The sequence below is a fragment of the Flavobacterium artemisiae genome, from assembly GCF_042678225.1.
GTDB lineage: Bacteria > Bacteroidota > Bacteroidia > Flavobacteriales > Flavobacteriaceae > Flavobacterium > Flavobacterium artemisiae.
This window is the reverse complement of sequence record NZ_JBHUDZ010000007.1, coordinates 768,594-791,267: the sequence shown is the minus strand read 5'-3', so window position 1 is coordinate 791,267 and position 22,674 is coordinate 768,594. Positions and strand designations below refer to the sequence as shown.

Sequence of the window (22,674 nt, the reverse complement as noted above, 5' to 3'; positions counted from 1 at the left end):
AGTTCGTACTTTTGTATTTCAAACAACTAAAAAATGCAACTAGAATTTTATAAATATCAAGGTACAGGAAACGATTTTGTAATGATTGATAATCGCTCAAATTTCTTTCCAAAAGACGATGTAAAACTTATTGAACGCTTGTGTGACAGACGTTTTGGAATTGGAGCAGACGGATTAATTTTGCTTGAAAATGATAAAGACACCGATTTTAGAATGGTCTATTACAATTCGGATGGAAACCAAAGTTCTATGTGTGGCAACGGCGGAAGATGTCTGGTTGCTTTCGCGAATCAATTGGGTGTCATTAAAGATAAAACCATATTTATTGCCACCGATGGTCTTCACCATGCATCTGTTGGAGAAGATGCAATTGTTTCTTTAGGAATGATAGATGTTGATGAAGTGCAAAAGAAAGATTCTTATACATTTTTAAATACTGGTTCGCCGCATCATGTCCAGATTGTAGACGATTTAGAACATTATAATGTAAAAGAAAACGGTTCGGCAATTCGTTATGGCGAATTGTATGGTGAAAAAGGAAGCAATGTTAACTTTGTAAAGAAAGTAGATAATGATACTTTCTCGTTAAGAACTTACGAAAGAGGTGTAGAAGACGAAACATTAGCTTGCGGAACTGGTGCTACAGCAGTTGCAATTGCAATGAATGCAATTGGAGAAACCGATAAAACATCAATTAATTTAAATGTTGAAGGCGGAAAATTAGTAGTTTCTTTTGATAAAAACGGAAATCAATTTACAAATGTATTCTTAACTGGTCCTGCAAAATTTGTTTTTAAAGGAACAATAGAAATTTAAGAAATCCCAATTTTTTTAAACTCCAAAATCCAAGAAGTCACAAATTCTAAGAAATCTAAAATTAAATGATCACACTCAAAGGCGAAAACATTTATCTGCGAGCACTTGAACCCCAAGATTTAGAATTCATTTACTCTATAGAAAATGATGAGAATATTTGGGAAGTCAGCAATACACAGACGCCTTATAGTCGTTTTCTAATAAAACAATATTTAGAAAATGCTCATCAGGATATTTATGAGGCCAAACAACTTCGTTTGGCGATTTGTCAGGATGAAGATTTTCCTGCAATTGGATTGATTGATTTGTTTGATTTTGATCCTAGAAATAATAGGGCAGGGATTGGCATTGTAGTTCAAAAAGAAGAAAATCAAGGAAAAAACATTGGTTCAGAGGCTTTACAGCTTCTAATAAAGTATTCTTTTTATAATTTAAACCTTCATCAATTGTATGCAAATATTGGTGTGCAAAATGTAGCCAGTGTCGCACTTTTTACTAAATTTGGTTTCAAGAAAATCGGAATAAAAAAAGATTGGATATTATTTCATAACCATTATCAGGATGAAGCAATTTTTCAGTTAATTAATAAACAAATTTAAAATTTAAGCTTTGAGTCTAAAGAAAATAATCACGATAAGTGCCGTAGCCATAATTTCAGTTTTATTGATTTATGGATTTATATTAATCAGTAAAATTTTTAGTTCTAATACTAGATTTGAAGAAAAAGAACTATATGTATATGTGCCAACTGATGCAAGCTATGCAGATGTTAAAAAGATATTAGAACCTTACGTAAAGAATTTTGACAATTTTGAGATGGTCGCTGAGAAGAGAGATTATCCAGAAAATGTAAAATCGGGACGTTTCCTTTTAAAGAAAGATATGAATAATATCGATTTGGTGCGTGCAATGCGTGCTAATATTCCAGTAAAATTGGTTTTTAATAATCAAGAGCGTTTAGAAAACTTTGCAGGAAGAATTGGTGCCGAAATTGAAGCTGATAGTACATCTTTAGTAAAAGCTTTTAAAGATTCTACTTTCTTAGCGACAAACGGATTTAATGAAGAGAATGTTTTTGCGATGTTTATTCCTAATACTTATGAAGTTTATTGGAATACTTCTGCAGAAAAATTCAGAGATAAAATGATCAAAGAATATCATAATTTCTGGACAGATGAAAGAATTGCAAAAGCAAAGGCACAAGGTTTGACTCCAGTTCAAGCGACAATTTTAGCTTCAATTGTACATAAAGAATCAGTTAAAAAAGACGAAAGACCTCGTATTGCTGGTGTTTATTTAAATCGTTTAAGATTAGAAATGCCTTTGCAAGCAGATCCAACTGTAATCTATGCTTTGAAATTAAGAGATAATAATTTCGACCAAGTTATTAAAAGAGTTTTTTATAACGACTTAGTAATGAGATCGCCTTACAATACTTATGTAAATAAAGGACTTCCTCCAGGGCCAATTGCAATGCCGGATATTACAGCATTAGAAGCCGTTTTAAACCCTGAGAAAAACGATTATATATATTTCTGTGCAAGTGTTGAACGTTTCGGATATCACGAATTTGCAGCAACATTGGCAGAACATAATGTAAATGCAAAAAAATACTCTGATTGGATTGCGAGCCAAGGTGTAACAAGATAAATTTGAATTTTAATACTAATAAGAACCGAAGTGAAAAGCTTCGGTTTTTTTTATAAGGTAAAAAGAAAATAAGTCGTTTCTGAATAAATTATTGATTCTATAATCTTGTTGTTTTTTTGAACAAAATCAAATTGAAATTTGCTCATTTTACGACTTACAATTATTAATTTCGAAAAAATAAACGAAAGCAAACTTTTAAAAAGAAAAAAATTTATTGTAAGTTTTTTCTTTAAAAATAAATAAAAAACCTTAAAATTGACTTAAAATTGCAATTTTATGACTTTTTATTTTTCCATTTTTGCATTAAAATTAACCTTCGCTTAATCTTCGGTATCATTTATGTTTATAGGTGTTAACAAAGATTCTTACAAATTCAGCTTCTGGTTAACTCGCTGAAATACAGTATTTTTTTAAATTGTTATCTTTGCACCGTAGAAATTTCAAGGGAGTGACAGGAACTTGAAGAAAAACAATTTATGATAAAGAAATGGTATTTTTACGCAGGACTAGTCGTTATTATTACATTTTTAAGTTTGGGATTTATTCCCTCAGAAACTGAAACCAAACCGTGGTTTCACATTGAAAAAACAGATGGATCAGAATATGTTTTTCCATCAACAGAAAAGGATGATTATCCAAATACCAACGTCCCATACACGGGAAATCATCTAATCGGTTTTAAAGAAGCAGTTGCCTTCAAAGAATCTCAAGGGAAATACAGATTAGTAAACTCTCTTGGTTACATGGGTAAATATCAATTTGGTTCTAAAGCTTTAAGAGCAATTGGAATTGATGATGATAAAGCCTTTTTAAAAGATCCTGCATTACAAGAAAAAGCTTTTATTGCTTTATTAGCAAAGAACAAATGGATTCTTCGTTATGAAATTCAAAAGTATAAAGGCAAAGTAATCAGCGGTATCGAAATTACAGAATCTGGAATTTTAGCTGCAGCCCATTTAGGCGGTGCAGGTTCGGTAAAAAACTTCTTTAAGAACAAAGGTAACAAGCATTTTAGAGATGCTTTCGGGACATCTTTAAAAAGCTATATGCGAGATTTTGCGGGCTACGATCTTTCTTTTATAGAAGCAGACAGCAACGCAACTGTTAACGACTAACGTAAAAAAAAAGAAAAATCCCTTACATGTAAGGGATTTTTCTTTTAATCTATTAAAGCTTCAAGTATTTTAATTGCCGCTTCACTAATTTTAGTTCCTGGACCAAAAATGGCAGCTGCGCCAGCATCAAACAAGAATTGATAGTCCTGCGACGGAATTACGCCACCTACAATTACCATTATATCATCGCGACCGTGTTTTTTAAGTTCGTCAATAACTTGTGGCACTAAAGTTTTATGTCCTGCAGCTAATGAAGAAACTCCAAGAATATGTACGTCATTTTCTACGGCTTGTTTTGCAGCTTCTGCGGGAGTTTGAAATAACGGACCTATATCCACATCAAAACCTACATCAGCATAACCCGTTGCAACTACTTTTGCACCGCGGTCATGACCGTCTTGTCCCATTTTGGCAATCATAATTCTAGGACGTCTTCCTTCTTGTTTCGCAAAAACATCAGCTAGCTGTTTTGCTTTTTCGAAATTCTCATCATTATTTATGGCTTTGCTGTACACACCGCTAAAAGATTTAATTTGCGCTTTAAATCGGCCGAAAATACTTTCTAAAGCATTGCTGATTTCGCCAAGAGTTGCTCTATTTCTAGCCGCTTCGATGGCAATTTCTAACAAGTTGCCTTCGCCAGTTTTTGCACAAAGGATTAATTTTTCTAGTGAATGATTTACTTTATCTGAATCTCTACTGTTTTTAATAGCCTCAAGACGCTCAATTTGTTGTTTGCGTACTAATTGATTGTCAACGTCTAATATACGAAGTGGATCTTCTTTTTCTAATCGATATTGATTTACTCCAACTATAATATCCTGATTACTGTCTATACGCGCCTGTTTTCTCGCAGCAGCCTCTTCAATTCTAAGTTTTGGAATTCCAGCTTCAATGGCTTTTGTCATACCGCCTAGTTCTTCAACTTCTTCAATTAATTTCCAGGTCTTTTCAGCAATCTCATTAGTTAAACTTTCAACATAATAACTTCCTGCCCAAGGATCAACTGTTTTTGTGATTTTAGTTTCTTCTTGTAAAAAAATCTGTGTATTGCGCGCAATTCGTGCCGAGAAATCGGTTGGAAGCGCAATAGCTTCGTCCAATGCATTGGTATGAAGTGATTGTGTTCCTCCAAAAGCCGCCGCCGCCGCTTCGATACAAGTTCTGGCTACATTATTAAAAGGATCTTGTTCCGTTAAGCTCCAGCCACTTGTCTGGCAATGTGTTCTTAAAGCCAGCGATTTGTCACTTTTTGGATTAAATTGCTGTAATAATTTTGCCCAAATCATTCGTCCAGCTCTCATTTTAGCAATTTCCATAAAATGATTCATACCAATTGCCCAGAAAAAAGATAATCGAGGTGCAAATTCATCAATCGTCATTCCCGTTGATAATCCGGTTCTAATATATTCTAAACCATCTGCTAAAGTGTAGGCCAATTCTATATCTGCAGTTGCGCCTGCTTCCTGCATATGATAACCAGAAATGGAAATCGAATTGAATTTTGGCATTTTTTTGCTCGTAAATTCAAAAATATCAGCTATAATTTTCATGGAAGGAGCTGGCGGATAGATATAGGTATTACGTACCATAAACTCTTTCAGAATATCATTTTGAATCGTTCCTGCTAATTTTTCTGGCGCAACGCCTTGTTCTTCTGCAGCGACAATATAAAAAGCCATAATCGGAAGTACGGCTCCGTTCATTGTCATAGAAACCGACATTTCATCAAGTGGAATCTGATCGAATAATATTTTCATATCTTCAACAGAATCAATCGCTACACCTGCTTTTCCAACATCGCCAACAACTCTTTCGTGATCAGAATCGTAACCGCGGTGTGTTGGTAAATCAAACGCGATCGAAAGTCCTTTTTGTCCTGCTGCAAGATTTCTTCTGTAAAAAGCGTTGCTTTCTTCTGCAGTTGAAAATCCGGCATATTGACGAATCGTCCACGGACGTCTTACGTACATTGTGGCGTAAGGACCTCGAAGATTTGGTGCAAAGCCTGCTCCGAAATCAAGAAAATCAAAATCTTCGATATCTTGTTCAGAATATCTTTTTTTGATTTCGATTCCTTCGGCTGTGGTGAAGTTATTAGTTGTTTGTGAGAAGTTATTCGATTGATCGTTTAATTTCTCATTTTTAACTTCTAACTTGATATGTTTAAGGTCTTTTCTTATCATAGAGACACTTTGTTTTGAATTTTTATTAATTACTTAAAAAAGATTATTCTTGCTCTAATCTTTCCTGTTCCATTTTTTCAGCTAATCTTTTCTCGATTATTGGTGTAATTAATGTTTTTCGTGGTTTAATTTTAACGAAAGGAAACAGTTCTAAATCATGTTTCATTCTGTCGTCTTTATTCGGGTATTTATTGGTTCCTAAGAGAACTTCTTTTTTAGAATCAAATAATTCTTGTTCCTTATTGGCGCTTTCTTGAATTTTCTTTTTTATAGTTCCATCATTAAGAAGTTTTAGAAAACCTCCATTAGCTTCAATATCTTTAAATAATGCCAGACTTTTTTCGGCCAATTGCATGGTTAAACTCTCTATATAATAACTTCCGTCTGCAGGATTATCTACTTTATCAAAATAACTTTCGTGTTTTAAAACTAAAAGTTGGTTTCTGGCAATTCGATCGCCAAATTCATTGTCTTTATGATACAATGCATCGTAAGGTAAATTTGCAATAGCATCTGCACCGCCTAGAATTGCCGACATACACTCCGTTGTTGTACGCAGCATGTTTACATTATAATCGTAAATGGTTTTATTTCGCTTGGTTGGTGTTGCTAAAATGTGGCAGTCTATATTTGAGTTATATTCTTTCGCAATCAAATTAAAAAGCATTCGCAGTGCACGAAGTTTAGCAATTTCGAAGAAATAATTAGTGCCGACAGAAACCTGAAAAACAATTTGTTTTGATAAATCTGGAAAGCGATTTAAGTATTCGTTCGCATGCGCCAGACTGTAAGCGATTTGTTGGGTAATATTGGCTCCCGAATTTTGATACAAACCTAAATCTACACTTAGTAAATTTAAATTCGAAGTATTTTTAAAAAGCAGGTTTAAAGTATCGAAGTTTGTTTTTTCTGAAGTTGAAAACCAATTTCCCTCACGCGCTAATTGTCCAATTGGATCAAAATTGCAGTAAAAATGTGCTTTTTTCTGAATAGAAATAACGTCTAATTTTTTTACGAAATCGATTGAAATAAAACTGAAATGAAAATAAACCGTCCTGTTTTCTAAAAGAAGATTTTCTAATAATTTCTGAATATCGATTTTTTCGTTTTGAATAGTAAAACGAAGACTTTCTGCACCTCTTTCTAAAGTGTTTAAAGCTCTTTCGATTGATTTTTCAACATCGAAAACAAAAATATTCTGGCAGATTTTGAAGTTTGAAGCTGTTGTATTTACATCGGCAGCTTTAGAAAATTCATCGCTGTGGTAAAATGGTTTTACTTGAATATCTTCTGGAGAATTCCAAATAACGGTTTGGTTATAATCGGCTCCATCTAATTCAAACTGAATTTTTTGTTTCCATTGTTTGGATGAAATCGGGTTAAAATCGTCGAATAGGGTAGTGGCCATTTTTTGTTTTTTGATTATTCTTTTTCTTGAATAGTATCTCCTTCAAATTGTATAATGTAAATATCTTCGCTGTCTTTTTTCATAAAATACTTTTCGCGTGCATATTTTTCAATTTGTTCTGGATTTTTGAGCAGTTTGATCTGCTCCTGATCCTTTCTTATTTCTTCCTGATAATACTTTTTATTATCATGAAGTTCATTGATTTGCCCATCTAAAAAGCGATGGTCAAAATAGGAATAATTGTCTAGAAACAACATCCAAACCACAAAAAACAGCAAAACCCAAACGTATTTGTTGCCCAGGTATTTAAACCATTTTTTGTCTTTGTATGGATTTTTTAGTTTCATTTCTTAAACGAATATTTCTTTTTAATTGATTTAGTGTTTCTATCCCCAACTAATGAAAATCCTTTTGTATCTCGTTTTTAACAAGATACAAAAGAATGAAATAGATTGTATAAATCAGCTCCTTTTTTATGGACTAAATTTACAATAAAAATTATAAAATTCTCTGATTAATTACGGCACGAACTACATCAATTGCAACCGTATTGTATTTGTCGTTCGGGATAATGATGTCTGCAAAAGCTTTGCTTGGTTCAATAAATTGCTCATGCATAGGCTTTAAAGTGCTTTGGTAACGGTTTAAAACTTCGTCGATATCGCGTCCGCGTTCTGAAATATCTCTTTTTAAACGGCGAATTAATCTTTCGTCAGAATCTGCATGAACGAATATTTTAATGTCAAACATATCACGTAATTCTGGATTCGTAAGAATTAAAATTCCTTCAACAATCATTACTTTTCTCGGATGTGTCGAAACCGTATCGTCTGTTCTATTGTGCTGTACAAAAGAGTAAACCGGCTGATCGATTGTTTCTCCAGCTTTTAAAGCTTTAAGATGATTTACTAATAGATCAAAATCAATTGCACGAGGATGATCAAAATTAATTAATGCTCTTTCGTCAAAAGATAAATTAGTGGTTTCTTTATAGTACGAATCCTGAGAAATAACGCCTACTTCTGTATGCGGTAATTCATTCATAATTTGGTGTACTACTGTTGTTTTTCCACTTCCTGTTCCTCCTGCAATTCCTATAATGAGCATAAAATTTTTGTTTGATGTTTGTTTCGGCAAAAATAATAATTTAAGTGATTTGCTAAACATATTATATTTTTTAAACCATATAAGTAATGTAACTTAATTTAAGCAGGAATATTTTTAAGTAAAACAATAGTTGACTGAACTAATATCACTTATATGGTTAAAATGTTCATTTTTATTTTATGAAAAATATAATATTTAAAATTTAGTACAAGCTTGCAATTATTTAAAAAAACATTTTAGCATTATATTTTTAAAATGTCTTATTGTATTGTTTTTACAACTTTATAAGGTAGGTTTTGACTTATCGAGCATTTAGTTTTGTTGTTCTGTTTCTTTCCATCGAAAGCAATAAATAAAATGATAATTAGATCATTTAATAATATAATAAGAAGAATATGAGGAACAAAAAGCAATTGATAAAAGAAATTTCAATTGAAAAAAAACTTAGAAAAAATTATTTTTTAATACCATTTGCAACGATTTTTTGTGCTTTGTTGTTACTCGCTTGTATTGGTTTTTGTATGCATTTTTTTAAGCAAGGCTATTATTGGACATTTATTCCGGCAAGTTTTTGCGCTCATTCTTTTTTAATAATTGTGGTACATGACGGCTCGCACAAAGCGATTACGAGAACGAAGTACGATCGTCTTATTATGAACGTATCCGCTGCTTTGTTGTTTTTACCTTTTTATGGCGAGCATTACAGAAAATATCATTTAATACATCACGGATATACAAATACAGATTTTGATCCGACCGCTTCTCCTTCGCTAAAAAAATTATACGAAAAGCACAGGTATTTATATATTTTTTTAGAATCAATTCCAGCGTTATACACCTCATATCTCATTTTTGATTTCAATAAGAAAGGAAATACTCAAAAAGTGGCCAATGTATTAAAAATAAATAAGTTGTATTTTGTGCTTTCTATCTGCCTTAGTATAATTTGGTTTATTATTATCAATCCCCCGTTTTATTTTGTTTTGTTCACTCTTTTGGCTTTAAATATTATCTCTGTGATAAGAAGCTGGTGTGAGCATATGGGGACTTCTCTGGAACAGCAGACAAACACATATTGGTTTCCTATGGGGTTTGGTATAGGTAATCACGATGTACATCATAATCACCCAAGCTTATCCTGGTTAACTCTAAAAATCGGTTTAATGAAAAGGAAAAAGAATTCAAATCCTATAAAAACCTTAAGAGGTATTTTATTTGATAAAACATTTACTTTTTACAAAGCCAAATAAAAACTCTTTCACTTAAATCTTTAAAGTTATATTTTATATAAAAAAAATCCCGATAGCAAAGCTATCGGGATTTCGTGCAATCAGTATAGATTTAAAAAATATATTCTGAATTTAGTAAGCACACTTGTAATTATTTATTCTTTTTTGCTTTTATCATCATTTCAAGCTGATCCCAAAGTTCTTCTGGAATTGCTTCTAATAAATTGAATTGTCCAGCGCCTTTTAACCATTCGCCACCGTCAATTGTGATTACATCTCCATTTACATAAGCAGAAAAATCAGAGACTAAATAAGCAGCTAAGTTGGCTAACTCCTGATGATCTCCAACTCTTTTTAAAGGTACTTTTTTTGCCATGTCGAATTTTTCTGAAAGATCACCTGGCAATAATCGGTCCCAAGCTCCTTTTGTAGGGAATGGTCCTGGCGCAATGGCATTCGAGCGAATTCCGTATTTTGCCCATTCGACAGCCAAACTTCTTGTCATGGCTAAAACCCCAGCTTTTGCCGTCGCACTAGGAACTACGTAAGCAGAACCAGTCCAAGCATAAGTTGTAACAATATTTAAAATCGTTGCCGATGTTTGTTTGGTGTCGATCCAGTGTTTTCCAAAAGCCAGTGTACAGTTTTTAGAACCTTTAAGTACAATATCTATAACAGTATCAAATGCATTTGCGGATAAACGTTCTGTTGGCGAAATAAAATTTCCCGCAGCATTATTTAAAAGAACATCCACTTTACCAAAAACTTTTAAAGTTTCCTGAAGCATGTTTTCAACTTCTTCGTAATGACGAACATCGCATTGAAGTGGTAAACATTTCCCACCAGTTTCGCTTTCAAGCTCTGCAGCAGTTGTTTTAAGCTTTTCTAAATCTCGAGAAGTGATCGCTACTTGAGCTCCTAATTCGAGAAAATATTTGGTCATAGCTTTTCCTAAACCGCTTCCGCCTCCTGTAACAACAATGACTTTGCCTTTTAGAGCATCATCACGTAACATTTTATCTGTATAGCTCATACTTTTCTTTTTTTACAATATTAGTTAAATAAAATAGGATGCATGCATAATAATGTTATAAAATTTACAAAAAATTATATTTGACATAATTTTTCTGATGCAGATTCTAATGTAAAGTCGTCTTTAGCGAAGCAAAAACGAATTAATTTTTGGTCTTTATGATCGGAATAAAAAGTCGAAATCGGAATCGCAGCAACGCCATGATCGATGATTAGATTTTTGCAGAAAGTCACATCATCTTCGTTTGAAATAGTAGCGTAAGAAGCGACTTGAAAATAAGTTCCTTCACATGGTTTCAATTCAAAACGGCTGTTTTGAAGCAGTTTCTGGAAATAATCTCGTTTTTCTTGATAGAATTTCCCAAGTAAATTTACATCAACAATATCTAAATATTCGTTGATCGCAAATTGTGAAATGCTATTAACACTGAAAACCAAAAACTGATGAACCTTTTTGATTTCTTTCATTAAATGCTCTGGAGCAATCGTATAGCCAATTTTCCAGCCTGTGATATGGAAAGATTTTCCGAAAGAAGAAACCATCACACAACGATCTAAAAGAAAGTCTTTGGTATGAGCAGAAATATGTTTTTCTTCAAAAGTGATGTATTCATAAACTTCATCAGACAAAATAGTGATGTCCGGATATTTTTCCAACAGATTTTTTAACTGAATAAAATCATTTTCAGTTAAAATTTTCCCCGTCGGATTATGCGGATTATTAATTATCATTAGCTTGGTTTTCGCAGAGCAAGCTTTTTCGATTCTGTCCCAATTTGGCGTATAATCATCATTTAGAGCTACACGAACTGGTTTTGCATTGCATAATAAAACAGGAGATTCATAAGAATCGTAACTCGGATCAAGGATGATAACTTCGTCTTTTTCTTTTACTAAAGCTAAGATCGTTGTAAAAATTCCCTGCGTCGCGCCGGCAGTAACTAAAAGTTCCAATTCTGGATTTATGATTCTTTTGTATGAATCAAAAGTCAGTCTCGCAATTTTATTCATTAATGGCGGATAGCCTGCCATTGGTGTATATTGATGTACGTTTTCTTTAGATAAACGTGCTAAAATATCCGTCAGTCTTTCATCAACAGGAAAATTTGGAAATCCCTGAGAAAGATTTATTGCATTATATTCAGCTGCCATTTTTGACATTACTGTAAATATACTTGTGGTTACGTTTGGGAGTTTACTCATAATGAAGTTTGATTAGGAAAACTTTTGAATAATTACTGTGCAAAGCAGATAAAAAATAGAATTAAAAGCTTTTTCATTACGGGGAATTACTAAAGCGTAATAATGATAAATTATGTTTTAAGTTTCTATATTGTTATTGGGATTGTGTATTGAACCCTAACTTCTTTGTCGCGGACTTTTCCAGGCTCCCATTTGGGAGATAATTTTAAAACACGTATCAGTTCATTTCCAGTTCCGTAGCCTAAATCTTTTAATATTTTCACATCATTTATTAAGCCATTCTTTTCAATGACAAAACTTGCATAGATTTTCCCTGTTGCAACGGTGGGTTTTTCTTTTGGAATAATATAATTTTGAGCAATAAATTTATAAAACTCATTGATTCCTCCAGGAAATTGAGGCATCACTTCTACTGCGGAAGTATTATGAACTTTATCTTCTTCAGAAATTGTTGTGTCTATTATACGTGGCCGATCAACGGGATCACTCTTAACAACTTCAATTTTTTTTGTTTTTGAATTTCTAGCTTGAGAAAATATATTTTGTGCCGAACAAATTAAAATTAGCAGTAAAAATTTTTTCATGGATGATGATTTCATAGCTAGTTTACATTTTATGAATAATAAAAATCGTAGGACGTTTATCAATATCAATTTTCAACTTTTTCCAATCCGAAACTTTCATCGTTTTAATGAATTCTGTTGGTAAAGTAATATCTGTTGCAATACATAAATGTGTTGACGGATTTAAAATCTGCAAAAGATCTTCAATCAATTTATTGTTTCTGTATGGCGTTTCTATAAATAACTGAGACTGGTTTTTGTCCTGAGATAATTTCTCAAAATGACGAATTGCCGATTTTTTCTCATCTTTATCAATTGGCAGATAACCGTTGAAAGTAAAACTCTGACCATTCATTCCAGAAGCCATCATTGCCAATAGGATAGAAGAAGGACCAACTAAAGGTACAACCTGAATTCCTTTTTCATGCGCCAATTTTACAATTACCGCACCAGGATCCGCAACGCCCGGACAGCCAGCTTCGCTCATTAGTCCCATATTTTTCCCTTCCAATAAAGGTTTTATAAAATCTAAATGTTCGCTGGTTTCTGTTCTTTTGTTTAAAGTAAAAAGTACTAATTCAGATTGTTTTTTCTCAGGATAAACTGCTTTTATAGATTTTCTAGCCGTTTTATCATTTTCAACAATATAATGGTCAATAACTTCTATCGTTCTTCTTACCGTTTGCGGTAAAACATCCATCGGATCGCTTTCGCCCATTGTGGTTGGAATAAGATATAATTTTCCGAGAAGTTTCATGTGTATTTGTTTTAAATTAAAAAATTCAATTATCTCTTTTTAGAAACAATTGAATTGTATTAGGAGTGTTTTTTAATAAGTTGATCTGCAATTAGATCGGTTACTTCGTCCAGCATCTGATAAACATTGTCAAAACCATTTACGGCACCGTAATAAGGATCTGGAACATCGACATTTTCATCTGGAAATAAGTCGTTCAAGATCATGCGAATTTTATTTTTATGCTCTGGAGTTTTGGCTAATTGAGCGACATCGCGAAAATTTGAACTATCCATTACATAGATATAATCAAATTCATCAAAATCAGAAGTTTTAATTTGTCTGCCTTTTTGAGCACTGATATTGATTCCGTTTTTTCTGGCCACTTCAATCGAGCGTTTATCAGGACAATGACCAACGTGCCAAGAACCTGTTCCAGCAGAATCTACAAAGAATTTGTCTTCGGGTAATTTTGAAGCTAAAATTCCTTCGGCTAGGGGAGATCTACAGATATTCCCTAAACAAACCATTAAAATTTTTATTGGCATGATTCGCGTTTACAGCGTTAGTTTTTTGTTGATATCTTCGACAAATTTTTTGAATTGTTTGTCTGTAGAAACTAAATTATCGACTGTTTTACAAGCGTGAAGAACAGTTGCGTGATCGCGGTCTCCAATTTGTGAACCAATGTTTGCTAAAGATGCTTTGGTGAATTTCTTAGCAAAAAACATGGCCAATTGTCTCGCCTGCACCACATGCCTCTTTCGAGTTTTAGATTGCAGGGTTTCAATATCCAATTGGAAATAATCAGAAACAATTTTCTGGATATAATCGATAGAGATTTCTCTCTTTACATTTTTAACAAATTTCTCTACAACGCTTTTTGCCAACTCAATTGTAACTTCTTTTTTGTTGAAAGAAGACTGAGCGATTAACGAAATAATAGCACCTTCAAGTTCTCTTACGTTAGATTTAATGTTTCTTGCAACATATTCTAAAATATCTTCAGGCATTTCTACACCATCACGATATAAAATGTTTTTTAAGATTGAGATACGTGTTTCGTAATCAGGCTGATGTAATTCTGCAGATAGTCCCCATTTAAAACGAGACAATAATCTTTGTTCGATATCCTGCATGTCAACAGGCGCTTTGTCCGAAGTAAGAATTACTTGTTTTCCGTTTTGGTGTAAATAGTTGAAAATATGGAAGAATACGTCCTGAGTTCCAGATTTTCCAGATAAAAACTGAACGTCATCAATAATTAAAACGTCGATTAACTGATAAAAGTGAATAAAATCATTGCGATTATTCTTTTTAACAGAATCGATATATTGTTGTGTGAAAATCTCAGCAGAAATATATAAAACGGTCTTTTCTGGATATTTGTCTTTTACTTCTACACCGATAGCATGCGCTAAGTGCGTTTTTCCTAAACCAACTCCACCAAAAATTAATAACGGATTAAAAGAAGTTCCTCCAGGTTTGTTGGCAACGGCCATACCCGCAGAACGAGCCAAACGGTTAGAATCTCCTTCAAGAAAATTATCAAAACTGTAGTTTGGATTTAACTGAGACTCAATTTTTAAATTTCTAATTCCAGGAATTACAAACGGATTTTTAAGTTCGGGATTTAAGTTTTTAAACGGAGCATCAACCTCTTGCGGTTTCATTGGCACTCTATTAGAACTTGGCAGCTGCTCGGTAAACGGCTGTTTGTTCCCATAAGTGTTTTCCATTTTAATTTTATACAGTAACTTTGCGTTTTTTCCCAGTTCTTTGGTAAGCGCAACTTTCAATAATTTTACGTAATGCTCTTCGAGCCATTCGTAGAAAAATTTACTTGGTACTTGAATATATAATGCGTTATCGGTTAGCTCAACTGATTTGATTGGTTCAAACCAAGTTTTGTACGCTTGATCTTGAATATTATCCTTTATAAAGGACAAACAGTTTTCCCATACCGATTGAGCAGTTTTAGTCATAGATTCAAATAAGTTTGTATATTATTGATAAAGATTCTCCTAATAAAAAGGGAGCAATTTTATTCCGTATTTCGGGATAACAAATATGTGAACAAATTTCTGTAAAAAAAAATATTTTGCTATCTAATTTTATAAAAAAAAAGTTGTAAAGAGGCTTTTTAAATTCGAATTTTTTTAATATTTTATCAATGAAAAATCACCAGACTCAAGTACGAGTTCGTTACTCAGAAACCGACCAAATGGGAGTTGTTTATCACGGAAATTATGTGCCTTATTTTGAGATTGGACGCGTGGAATGGCTTAGAAATAAAGGGGTTTCGTATAAAAGTATGGAAGAGAGCGGAATCGGGCTTCCGATTGTTAACATGAATATAAATTACAAAAAATCGGCGAGATATGATGAACTTTTAACAATTCATACCACTTTCAAAAGCCACTCTTCTGTCAAGATCGAATTTGACTGTGCAATCTTTAACGAATCAAATGAGTTATTAACAACTGCATCGTTTATTTTGGTATTTGTAGCGTTAAAAACAGGTCGTCCAACGGCTCCTCCAGAATACATTTTGGATATATTTAAAACGCTAGAATAATTGTTAAATCGAATGCATTTTTTGCAACGTTTTATATAATTTTAATATCGATTTCGAACATTAAATCAAAAATGCTGAATATAGATTCGGCATTTTTTTTACGTGTTTTTGTCACAATTTTGCCAATTGGCTGTCCTGTAATTTCATCCATTTCCATTTCTTGAGAAACAATTTCTAACTTCTTTTCTTTTATCACACGCATTACTTTGTTCATGTTTTTGTAATCAAAAGAGATTAAAAAAGTTTCGTCAATTGTCTTTTCTACGATTTCACAAACTTCCAAAGTCATTTGAGCAGTGGTTCTGTATGCGGCAATTAATCCGCCGACTCCTAATTTAACACCGCCAAAAATTCGAACAACTACAACAACAACGTTAGTTAATCCAAAAGATTGTATCTGGCCGTAAATTGGCGCGCCGGCCGTATTGCTTGGTTCACCGTCGTCATTGGCTCTGTACGACATTTTATTCCCGACGCCTAATTGATAGGCATAACAATAATGTACGGCATGTGGATGCTGTTTCTTAAGATCTTCAATTTTAGGTTTTACCTCGTCTTCATGATCTATCGGAAAAGCGTAGCCAAAGAATTTACTGCCTTTTTCTTTAAACAATATTTCTTCAGATGCACTTGCAATAGTTTGATAAGTATCGTTGATTTCCAAATGTTAAGCTTTTAATTTTTTTGCCACAGATTTAATGGATTTAAAAGATTTTTTTGCCACGAATTACACAAATTTCCGCGAATTTTAGTTTTTTTAAACCAGTTCAATTAGTGGAAATTTGTGTAATTCGTGGCGACATACTTTTTAATCCTTTTAATCAGTATAATCTGTGGCTAAAATATTTTTTACAATAATCCTTTGCTAAATAAATCTACAACATCTTCTTTCCCCACTTGAAGATTCCAAACCTTAATTCCTAAAGTGGCAGCGCTGTCTGTATTTTCTTTTTTATCATCAACAAACAAAGTGTTTTCAGGAACTAAATTGTGTTTATCAATTAGATATTGATAAATTTTAGGATCTGGTTTTCTCAATCCCATATCAAATGAAAAATATACTTTTTCAAAACAGTTATAAAAATCCTGATAAAAAGAAACCCCGCTTTTAGTTTCAAAAGTATTGATATGAATAGAATCAGTATTACTCAATAAAAACAGACGATATTTTTTTGATAGTTCTTGAAGAAACTCCAAACGATAAAAAGGAAAATCGGCCAAAACGGCATTCCAGGCTTTTAGAATTTCTTCTTTAGAAGCATTTGGAAGTTGTTTTTGAAAACCTCCAATAAAATCTTCCGGAGAAATGGCGCCAACTTCAAACGAAAGATTCAATTGATCAAAATCGGCATTCCATTCTTTCATGCCTAAATTTTGCAACCCAGAAATGGTCCCCTGTTTGTCTAGATTAATAAATATATCACCAAAGTCAAAAATTATACTATCAATCATAATTTCTAATTTGTATTAATTCGTCAGTTACTATATTGGTTTTTGTGCTGTTTTTTCTTGAAAGAATTGGAGCCTTTGTTCCAGATTCAAAACTTGTTTTTCCAACAAAAATCCGAGCTTCATCCCAAAGATTTTCATCGATAAAAGATTGTAAAGTTTGTCTTCCGCCTTCAATAATGACTGATTGAATTTGATTTTGATATAAAATTTCTAAAATCTGCGGGACTATATTTTGGCTAAAATCAATTGCTTCAAACTGCGTATTTTCTGTGGATGAATTTATTTTTTCATTAGAGAAAATAAAAGTTTTTACAGAGTCATCAAAAATAAAACTGTCTTTATTAATTCGATTATTTCGATCCAAAACAATTCTCGCAGGATTATTGCCGTACCAATCTCTTGCGTTTAATTTTGGGTTATCATCAATAACAGTATTCGTTCCAGCCAAAATTGCCTGTTCTTCAGTTCTCCATTTATGAACTAATTGTCGAGAATATGCATTGGTGATCCAAATTGGTTTTCTATCTTGATTTTCTATTTTTTCAGGAGCCAAAAATCCATCTTGGCTTTCTGCCCATTTTAAAATAATATAAGGACGTCTTTTTTGATGAAAAGTAAAAAAACGTTTATTCAATTCGTTGCATTCGTCTTCTAAAATTCCAACCGTAACATTTGTGCCGGCTTCAATTAATTTTTTGATGCCTCTTCCTGCCACTTTTTCATTAGGATCGACAGTTCCAACAATCACATTCGGAATTTTATTAGCAATAATTAAATCGCAGCAAGGAGGTGTTTTTCCAAAATGACTGCAAGGTTCTAAACTCACATAAATTGTTGCTTTTTTTAGCAATGATTTATCTTTCACAGAATTTACCGCATTTACTTCTGCATGTGGCTCCCCGGCTTTTTTATGCCAGCCTTCGCCAATAATTTGGTTGTCATAAACTATTACACTGCCAACCATCGGATTTGGATACGTTGTTCCCAGTCCGTTTTGAGCAAGCTGTATACAGCGTTTGATATATTTCTCATGTATATTCACAATGCAAAAGTAATTATTTTTGAAGTTTTTGTCTAATGTTGGCGGTTAAGTTGTGAAACAATCCTAATAGTTATAATTAGGATCAAAAACTATTTTTACTTTTGTATTGATAATGATTTAGAACAAAAAAAATGGTAAATTGGCTTATCAGAGCAATTAAAAAAGAAGATAATCAGGCGGTTGCAAGTTTGATAAGGTCGGTTTTTGATGAAATGGAAATTCCTAAAGTGGGAACTGCATACGCAGATCCGTACTTAGATTTGATGTATGAAGAATATAAAAAGCCAAAATCGAGATATTTTGTTGTAGAAAAAGAAGGGAAAGTTGTGGGTTGTGCCGGAATTGCGTCTTTGGAAAATGGAGATCCAAAGATTTGCGAATTACAGAAAATGTATTTTCTGCCAGAAACTCGCGGTTTAGGAATTGGTGCTCAAATGATGGAGAAATGTTTGAATCAGGCGAGGGAATTTGGTTTTGAAAAGTGTTATATCGAAACTATGCCGTTTATGCATGCCGCTCAAAAATTGTATCAACGATCTGGTTTTGAGTATTTAGATGCGCCATTAGGCAGCACGGGGCATAATTCTTGCCCAGTTTGGATGTTGAAAGTTTTGTAATTTGTTGTAACAAATAGTAAAGTACAAGACTTATTGTGAGAAAGATCAGTCTTGGCTGATGAATTTATATTCAAAAATAAAATGAAAATTAAACAATATCGTACTCAGTTTATTAAAGAATTAGCACCTTTTTACGATGCGTATGAAGCTGAAAGTTTTTTTTATTTAATACTTGAGGAAAAACATAAATTAAGGCAGATTGACTTAGCATTAAATCATGAATTGGTTTTTACCGATGACGATTTTGTAATGTGGGACGCTTTGTTGAAACAATTAAAAAAAGAAGTTCCCATTCAATATCTATTAGGGAAAACCCATTTTTATGGATTGGATTTTGAAGTGAATGATAATGTTTTAATTCCAAGGCCGGAAACAGAAGAATTGGTTGAATGGATTATTAATGAAAATTCCAGCGCTCCTAAATCTAAAAAAATAAAAATTCTGGATATCGGAACAGGAAGTGGCTGTATTGCTGTCTCTCTCGCAAAAAATCTGCCTAACGCCACCGTTTATGCTATTGATGTTTCTAAAAAAGCACTTGAAACAGCCAAAAAAAATGCAATCAACAATAATGTTGAAGTTGTTTTTATGCTTAAGAATGTCTTAGAATTAGAAATGCTTAAATCAGATTACGATATTATAGTTTCCAATCCGCCTTACATTCGTAATTTGGAAAAACAAGAAATCAGGAAAAATGTTTTGGATTACGAACCGCATTTGGCACTTTTCGTAGAAGATGATGATGCATTGATTTTCTATCGACAAATAGCTTCTTTAGCACGCAAAAATTTGAGTGATAATGGAAGAATTTATTTTGAAATTAATCAATATCTTGGAAAAGAAACGGTTGATTTGTTAGAAAAAATGGGCTTCAAAGAAATTGAACTTCGCAAAGATATTTACGATAATGATCGTATGATTTCTTGTAAAATTTAGCGCGAGTTTTTAATAATCAGCTCTCTTCAAACTGAATACTAAATACCTGATCACTTTTATTCGTAGCGCAAAGCTTCAATAGGATCTAATTTAGAAGCTTTAATTGCAGGATATAAACCTGAAACCAAAGCAACGCAGAAACTCGTTGCGAAAGCGGCGAAAATTGCCATCCACGGAATTACAAATGCAAAACTCATAGCGGTTGCGATTGCAAAGCCAAGAAGAATTCCTAAAACGATTCCGACCAAACCGCCAATCTGGCCAATCAATAAAGTTTCTATAAAAAACTGAAAAGCTACAGTTGATCTTTTTGCACCTAATGCTTTACGAACGCCAATTTCGCGCGTACGTTCTGTAACTGAAACAACCATAATATTCATTAAGGCAATAGAAGAGCCTAAAATCGTAATAACAGAAATAGTCCAGGCTGCCAAACTTAAATATTGCGTTATGCTGAGAATACGATTGATTAAGTCATCGCTTCGAACCACTCCAAAATTATTATCACGAACGGGACTTAATTTGCGAACTCTTCTCATAGTACTTGTCGCATTATCAATTGCTTCGTCTAAAACTTCTTTTTTAGAAACCATGACACTAATCGTATAATTAATGTTTGGCGCCGTAAATAATGATCGCGCAACCTGAATCGGAATCAGAACTCGTAAATCCTGACTGTTTCCAAATGTGGAACCTTTTTCTTTTAAAACTCCGATTACTTTAAATCTTGCGCCTCGAATAGAAATGATTTTATCGATCGGATTTACATCTTTCAAAAGTCCTTTTTCAAAATCAGAACCAACCACGCAGGAATACGTATTGTTTTCGATATCAAATTGGTTAAAACTTCTTCCTAAACTGGTTTCTAATCCAGAGTTGGTAATAAAATGTTCATCAACACCAACAACTTTAATTTCAGGGTCTGTTTTTTCTCCCAAATATTTCACTTCTGCTGTAGAAGTTGCAGTAAAAGAAAGAGACGTTTCTGTAAAAGGATATTTATATTTTGTTTTGAAAGCAACAGCTTCTGGATAAGAAATAATCGGATTGACCACTTCGCGCTCATTTCCACCACGGTTTCGAACTTTATTTTCGTATTGATTGATATTGAAAGTATTTGCTCCCATAGAAGCAAAATCATTAGAAATGGTATTGTCAAGAGCCGAAACTACGGTTAAGATTCCGACCAAAGCCGTAATCCCGATGGCAATAATTAAAACGGTAAGAATAGTACGCAGCAATTGGGTTTTAATAGAACCAAAAGCAATTCGGATATTTTCTTTAAATAATTTTAGCATCATGACCAATTTGTCACGAAAATACGTTTTTTGTTACAAGTTTGTTTTCGAAGAGTTAATATTTATTTTAAAAAGTAAGATATTTGCAGGCGATTTAGTATTCGCAAAAAATCAAATAAGTAATGTCAAAGCGTTTTTAGAATTTAAGATTCCAACAAAATCTGAAATCTAAAATCCAAAATCTAAAATAAAAAAGATGGCTTCAAAACCAAGTATACCAAAAGGGACAAGAGATTTTTCACCAGCAGAGGTGTCAAAACGTCAATATATTATTCAGACAATAAAAGCTAATTTTGAGAAATTTGGTTTTCAGCCAATCGAAACGCCTTCTTTTGAAAACTCAGATACTTTGATGGGGAAATATGGAGAAGAAGGGGATCGTTTGATTTTTAAAATTCTAAATTCAGGTAATTTTTTCTACAATAAAAGTAAAATCGAACTGCCAGAATCATTAGAAGAATTGCAGTTAAATTCTGCTGAAAAAATCACTCTGGAACAAAGAATCGAACTGAATAAATTCACAGGGAAAATTTCTGAAAAAGCATTACGTTACGATTTGACAGTTCCGTTTGCACGTTATGTGGTGCAACACCAAAGCGAAATTGAATTTCCGTTTAAAAGATATCAAATCCAGCCAGTTTGGAGAGCAGATAATCCGCAGAAAGGGCGTTTTAGAGAGTTTTTTCAGTGTGACGCCGATGTTGTCGGTTCAAAGTCATTATGGCAGGAAGTAGAGTTGGTGCAGCTATATGATACTGTTTTTACTTCTTTAGGTTTAGAAGGTGTAACGATTAAAATCAACAATCGTAAAATTTTATCTGGAATTGCAGAAGTTATCGGTGCGTCTGACAAATTAATCGATTTTACTGTTGCGTTAGACAAACTGGATAAAATCGGTGAAGATGGCGTTAAAAAAGAAATGATTGAAAAAGGGATTGCCGAAAGTGCTTTAATAAAAGTGCAGCCACTTTTTAGTTTCTCTGGAACTTTTGCAGATAAAATCGAACAGCTTTCAAACATGTTAGCTTCTTCTGAAGAAGGAATGAAAGGTGTTGAAGAACTTAAATTTATATGTGACAATGTGGCAACTTTAGGTTTGTCAACTGCAACATTAGATTTAGATGTTACTTTGGCGCGTGGATTAAATTACTACACTGGAGCTATTTTTGAAGTTGCAGCGCCAAAAACAGTTGCAATGGGTTCTATCGGCGGCGGCGGAAGATACGACGATTTGACTGGTATTTTTGGTTTAAAAAATATGAGCGGTGTTGGAATTTCGTTTGGTTTAGATAGAATTTATTTAGTTCTTGAAGAGTTACAATTGTTTCCAGAAACTGTTGCAGCAACTTCTAAAGCTTTGTTTTTAAATTACGGAGACAAAGAAGCTTTGTACGCGTCTCAGGCAATTCAGAAACTAAGAAAAGAAAATATAAAAGTGGAGTTGTATCCTGACAATGTTAAATTAGGAAAACAATTTCAATATGCAGATAAACGATTAATTCCGTTTGCGGTAATTGTTGGCGATCAGGAAATTGCATCGAATTCTTATGCATTAAAAAATCTAGTTTCAGGTGAACAAATAACTGTTGATTTTAAAGGGTTGAAAAATGCTTTGCTGGCTTAGGTTTTAACCGAAAGGTTTACAAAGTTTTATTTACAGATAATAAAAATATAACCCGCGGTTTCAACCGCGGGAACACAAAGAT

23 protein-coding genes are annotated in these 22,674 nt (G+C 33.1%); 9 read left to right on the top strand and 14 right to left on the bottom strand.

Going from position 1 to position 22,674, the window contains the following annotated elements; all coding sequences use genetic code 11:
- Positions 1-33 precede the first annotated feature (33 nt).
- From dapF to ACFSC2_RS08695, 4 genes are all read left to right on the top strand, one after another.
- Positions 34-816, top strand: a complete 783-nt coding sequence (dapF, locus tag ACFSC2_RS08710; protein WP_379817009.1) for a diaminopimelate epimerase — start codon at positions 34-36, stop codon at positions 814-816.
- A gap of 65 nt (positions 817-881) precedes the next feature.
- Positions 882-1,415 carry a GNAT family N-acetyltransferase gene (locus ACFSC2_RS08705; protein ID WP_379817008.1) on the top strand — a complete coding sequence of 178 codons (534 nt, stop codon included), beginning with the start codon at positions 882-884 and terminating at the stop codon, positions 1,413-1,415.
- A 10-nt stretch (positions 1,416-1,425) separates the two neighbouring features.
- Positions 1,426-2,466 carry an endolytic transglycosylase MltG gene (gene mltG / locus ACFSC2_RS08700; protein WP_379817007.1) on the top strand — a complete coding sequence of 347 codons (1,041 nt, stop codon included), beginning with the start codon at positions 1,426-1,428 and terminating at the stop codon, positions 2,464-2,466.
- A 476-nt stretch (positions 2,467-2,942) separates the two neighbouring features.
- Positions 2,943-3,581 (top strand): peptidoglycan-binding protein LysM, encoded by a 639-nt coding sequence (locus ACFSC2_RS08695; RefSeq protein ID WP_379817006.1) that lies wholly within the window; start codon positions 2,943-2,945, stop codon positions 3,579-3,581.
- A 44-nt stretch (positions 3,582-3,625) separates the two neighbouring features.
- Here the strand turns inward: ACFSC2_RS08695 and scpA are convergent, their stop codons facing one another.
- The 4 genes from scpA to udk form a co-directional block, all read right to left on the bottom strand.
- Complete coding sequence (scpA, locus tag ACFSC2_RS08690; RefSeq protein WP_379817005.1) at positions 3,626-5,767, bottom strand: methylmalonyl-CoA mutase; 2,142 nt, start codon at positions 5,765-5,767, stop codon at positions 3,626-3,628.
- A 43-nt stretch (positions 5,768-5,810) separates the two neighbouring features.
- Positions 5,811-7,175: a methylmalonyl-CoA mutase subunit beta gene (locus ACFSC2_RS08685; protein ID WP_379817004.1), complete on the bottom strand. Its 1,365-nt coding sequence runs from the start codon at positions 7,173-7,175 to the stop codon at positions 5,811-5,813.
- A gap of 14 nt (positions 7,176-7,189) precedes the next feature.
- Positions 7,190-7,522, bottom strand: coding sequence for an FtsB family cell division protein (locus ACFSC2_RS08680; protein ID WP_379817003.1), 333 nt, complete (start codon positions 7,520-7,522; stop codon positions 7,190-7,192).
- A 151-nt stretch (positions 7,523-7,673) separates the two neighbouring features.
- Complete coding sequence (gene udk, locus ACFSC2_RS08675; protein WP_379817002.1) at positions 7,674-8,282, bottom strand: uridine kinase; 609 nt, start codon at positions 8,280-8,282, stop codon at positions 7,674-7,676.
- A gap of 413 nt (positions 8,283-8,695) precedes the next feature.
- On the opposite strand from udk, the gene ACFSC2_RS08670 reads away from it, so the two are divergent.
- Positions 8,696-9,532, top strand: coding sequence for a fatty acid desaturase family protein (locus ACFSC2_RS08670; RefSeq protein ID WP_379817000.1), 837 nt, complete (start codon positions 8,696-8,698; stop codon positions 9,530-9,532).
- A gap of 130 nt (positions 9,533-9,662) precedes the next feature.
- Here the strand turns inward: ACFSC2_RS08670 and ACFSC2_RS08665 are convergent, their stop codons facing one another.
- The 6 genes from ACFSC2_RS08665 to dnaA all read right to left on the bottom strand — a co-directional run bounded on the left by ACFSC2_RS08665 (position 9,663) and on the right by dnaA (position 15,030).
- Positions 9,663-10,544 (bottom strand): SDR family oxidoreductase, encoded by an 882-nt coding sequence (locus tag ACFSC2_RS08665; RefSeq protein ID WP_053474060.1) that lies wholly within the window; start codon positions 10,542-10,544, stop codon positions 9,663-9,665.
- A 74-nt stretch (positions 10,545-10,618) separates the two neighbouring features.
- Entirely contained in the window at positions 10,619-11,746 is a 1,128-nt protein-coding gene (locus tag ACFSC2_RS08660) for a methionine aminotransferase (RefSeq protein WP_379816999.1), read from the bottom strand.
- A gap of 125 nt (positions 11,747-11,871) precedes the next feature.
- Positions 11,872-12,330 carry an energy transducer TonB gene (locus tag ACFSC2_RS08655; RefSeq protein WP_379816998.1) on the bottom strand — a complete coding sequence of 153 codons (459 nt, stop codon included), beginning with the start codon at positions 12,328-12,330 and terminating at the stop codon, positions 11,872-11,874.
- A 22-nt stretch (positions 12,331-12,352) separates the two neighbouring features.
- On the bottom strand, positions 12,353-13,066 hold the full coding sequence (locus tag ACFSC2_RS08650; RefSeq protein ID WP_209575275.1) for an SAM-dependent methyltransferase: 714 nt from the start codon (positions 13,064-13,066) through the stop codon (positions 12,353-12,355).
- Positions 13,067-13,125: 59 nt separating this feature from the next.
- Positions 13,126-13,593 (bottom strand): low molecular weight protein-tyrosine-phosphatase, encoded by a 468-nt coding sequence (locus ACFSC2_RS08645; RefSeq protein WP_379816997.1) that lies wholly within the window; start codon positions 13,591-13,593, stop codon positions 13,126-13,128.
- A gap of 9 nt (positions 13,594-13,602) precedes the next feature.
- Entirely contained in the window at positions 13,603-15,030 is a 1,428-nt protein-coding gene (gene dnaA, locus ACFSC2_RS08640) for a chromosomal replication initiator protein DnaA (RefSeq protein ID WP_091492283.1), read from the bottom strand.
- A gap of 188 nt (positions 15,031-15,218) precedes the next feature.
- Between dnaA and ACFSC2_RS08635 the strand changes: the two genes are divergently transcribed.
- Positions 15,219-15,623, top strand: coding sequence for an acyl-CoA thioesterase (locus tag ACFSC2_RS08635; protein ID WP_379816996.1), 405 nt, complete (start codon positions 15,219-15,221; stop codon positions 15,621-15,623).
- Positions 15,624-15,654: 31 nt separating this feature from the next.
- On the opposite strand, the gene ACFSC2_RS08630 is transcribed toward ACFSC2_RS08635, so the two are convergent.
- The 3 genes from ACFSC2_RS08630 to ribD form a co-directional block, all read right to left on the bottom strand.
- Positions 15,655-16,287, bottom strand: coding sequence for an IMPACT family protein (locus ACFSC2_RS08630; RefSeq protein WP_379816995.1), 633 nt, complete (start codon positions 16,285-16,287; stop codon positions 15,655-15,657).
- Positions 16,288-16,472: 185 nt separating this feature from the next.
- The gene (locus tag ACFSC2_RS08625; RefSeq protein ID WP_379816994.1) at positions 16,473-17,075 is read right to left on the bottom strand and encodes an HAD family hydrolase; all 603 of its coding nucleotides are present in this window, start codon (positions 17,073-17,075) and stop codon (positions 16,473-16,475) included.
- Complete coding sequence (gene ribD, locus ACFSC2_RS08620; protein ID WP_379816993.1) at positions 17,068-18,117, bottom strand: bifunctional diaminohydroxyphosphoribosylaminopyrimidine deaminase/5-amino-6-(5-phosphoribosylamino)uracil reductase RibD; 1,050 nt, start codon at positions 18,115-18,117, stop codon at positions 17,068-17,070. Before ribD ends, ACFSC2_RS08625 begins: the two co-directional genes overlap by 8 nt.
- A 131-nt stretch (positions 18,118-18,248) precedes the next feature.
- Between ribD and ACFSC2_RS08615 the strand changes: the two genes are divergently transcribed.
- Together ACFSC2_RS08615 and prmC are read left to right on the top strand one after the other, a co-directional pair.
- Complete coding sequence (locus ACFSC2_RS08615; RefSeq protein ID WP_379816992.1) at positions 18,249-18,734, top strand: GNAT family N-acetyltransferase; 486 nt, start codon at positions 18,249-18,251, stop codon at positions 18,732-18,734.
- A gap of 81 nt (positions 18,735-18,815) precedes the next feature.
- Positions 18,816-19,670, top strand: a complete 855-nt coding sequence (gene prmC, locus ACFSC2_RS08610) for a peptide chain release factor N(5)-glutamine methyltransferase (RefSeq protein ID WP_379816991.1) — start codon at positions 18,816-18,818, stop codon at positions 19,668-19,670.
- A 56-nt stretch (positions 19,671-19,726) separates the two neighbouring features.
- Here prmC and ACFSC2_RS08605 read toward each other — a convergent pair whose 3' ends face one another.
- Positions 19,727-20,971 carry an ABC transporter permease gene (locus tag ACFSC2_RS08605; protein ID WP_379816990.1) on the bottom strand — a complete coding sequence of 415 codons (1,245 nt, stop codon included), beginning with the start codon at positions 20,969-20,971 and terminating at the stop codon, positions 19,727-19,729.
- A gap of 193 nt (positions 20,972-21,164) precedes the next feature.
- Here ACFSC2_RS08605 and hisS point away from each other — a divergent pair, with 193 nt between their 5' ends.
- Positions 21,165-22,592, top strand: coding sequence for a histidine--tRNA ligase (gene hisS / locus ACFSC2_RS08600; protein WP_379816989.1), 1,428 nt, complete (start codon positions 21,165-21,167; stop codon positions 22,590-22,592).
- Positions 22,593-22,674 lie beyond the last annotated feature (82 nt).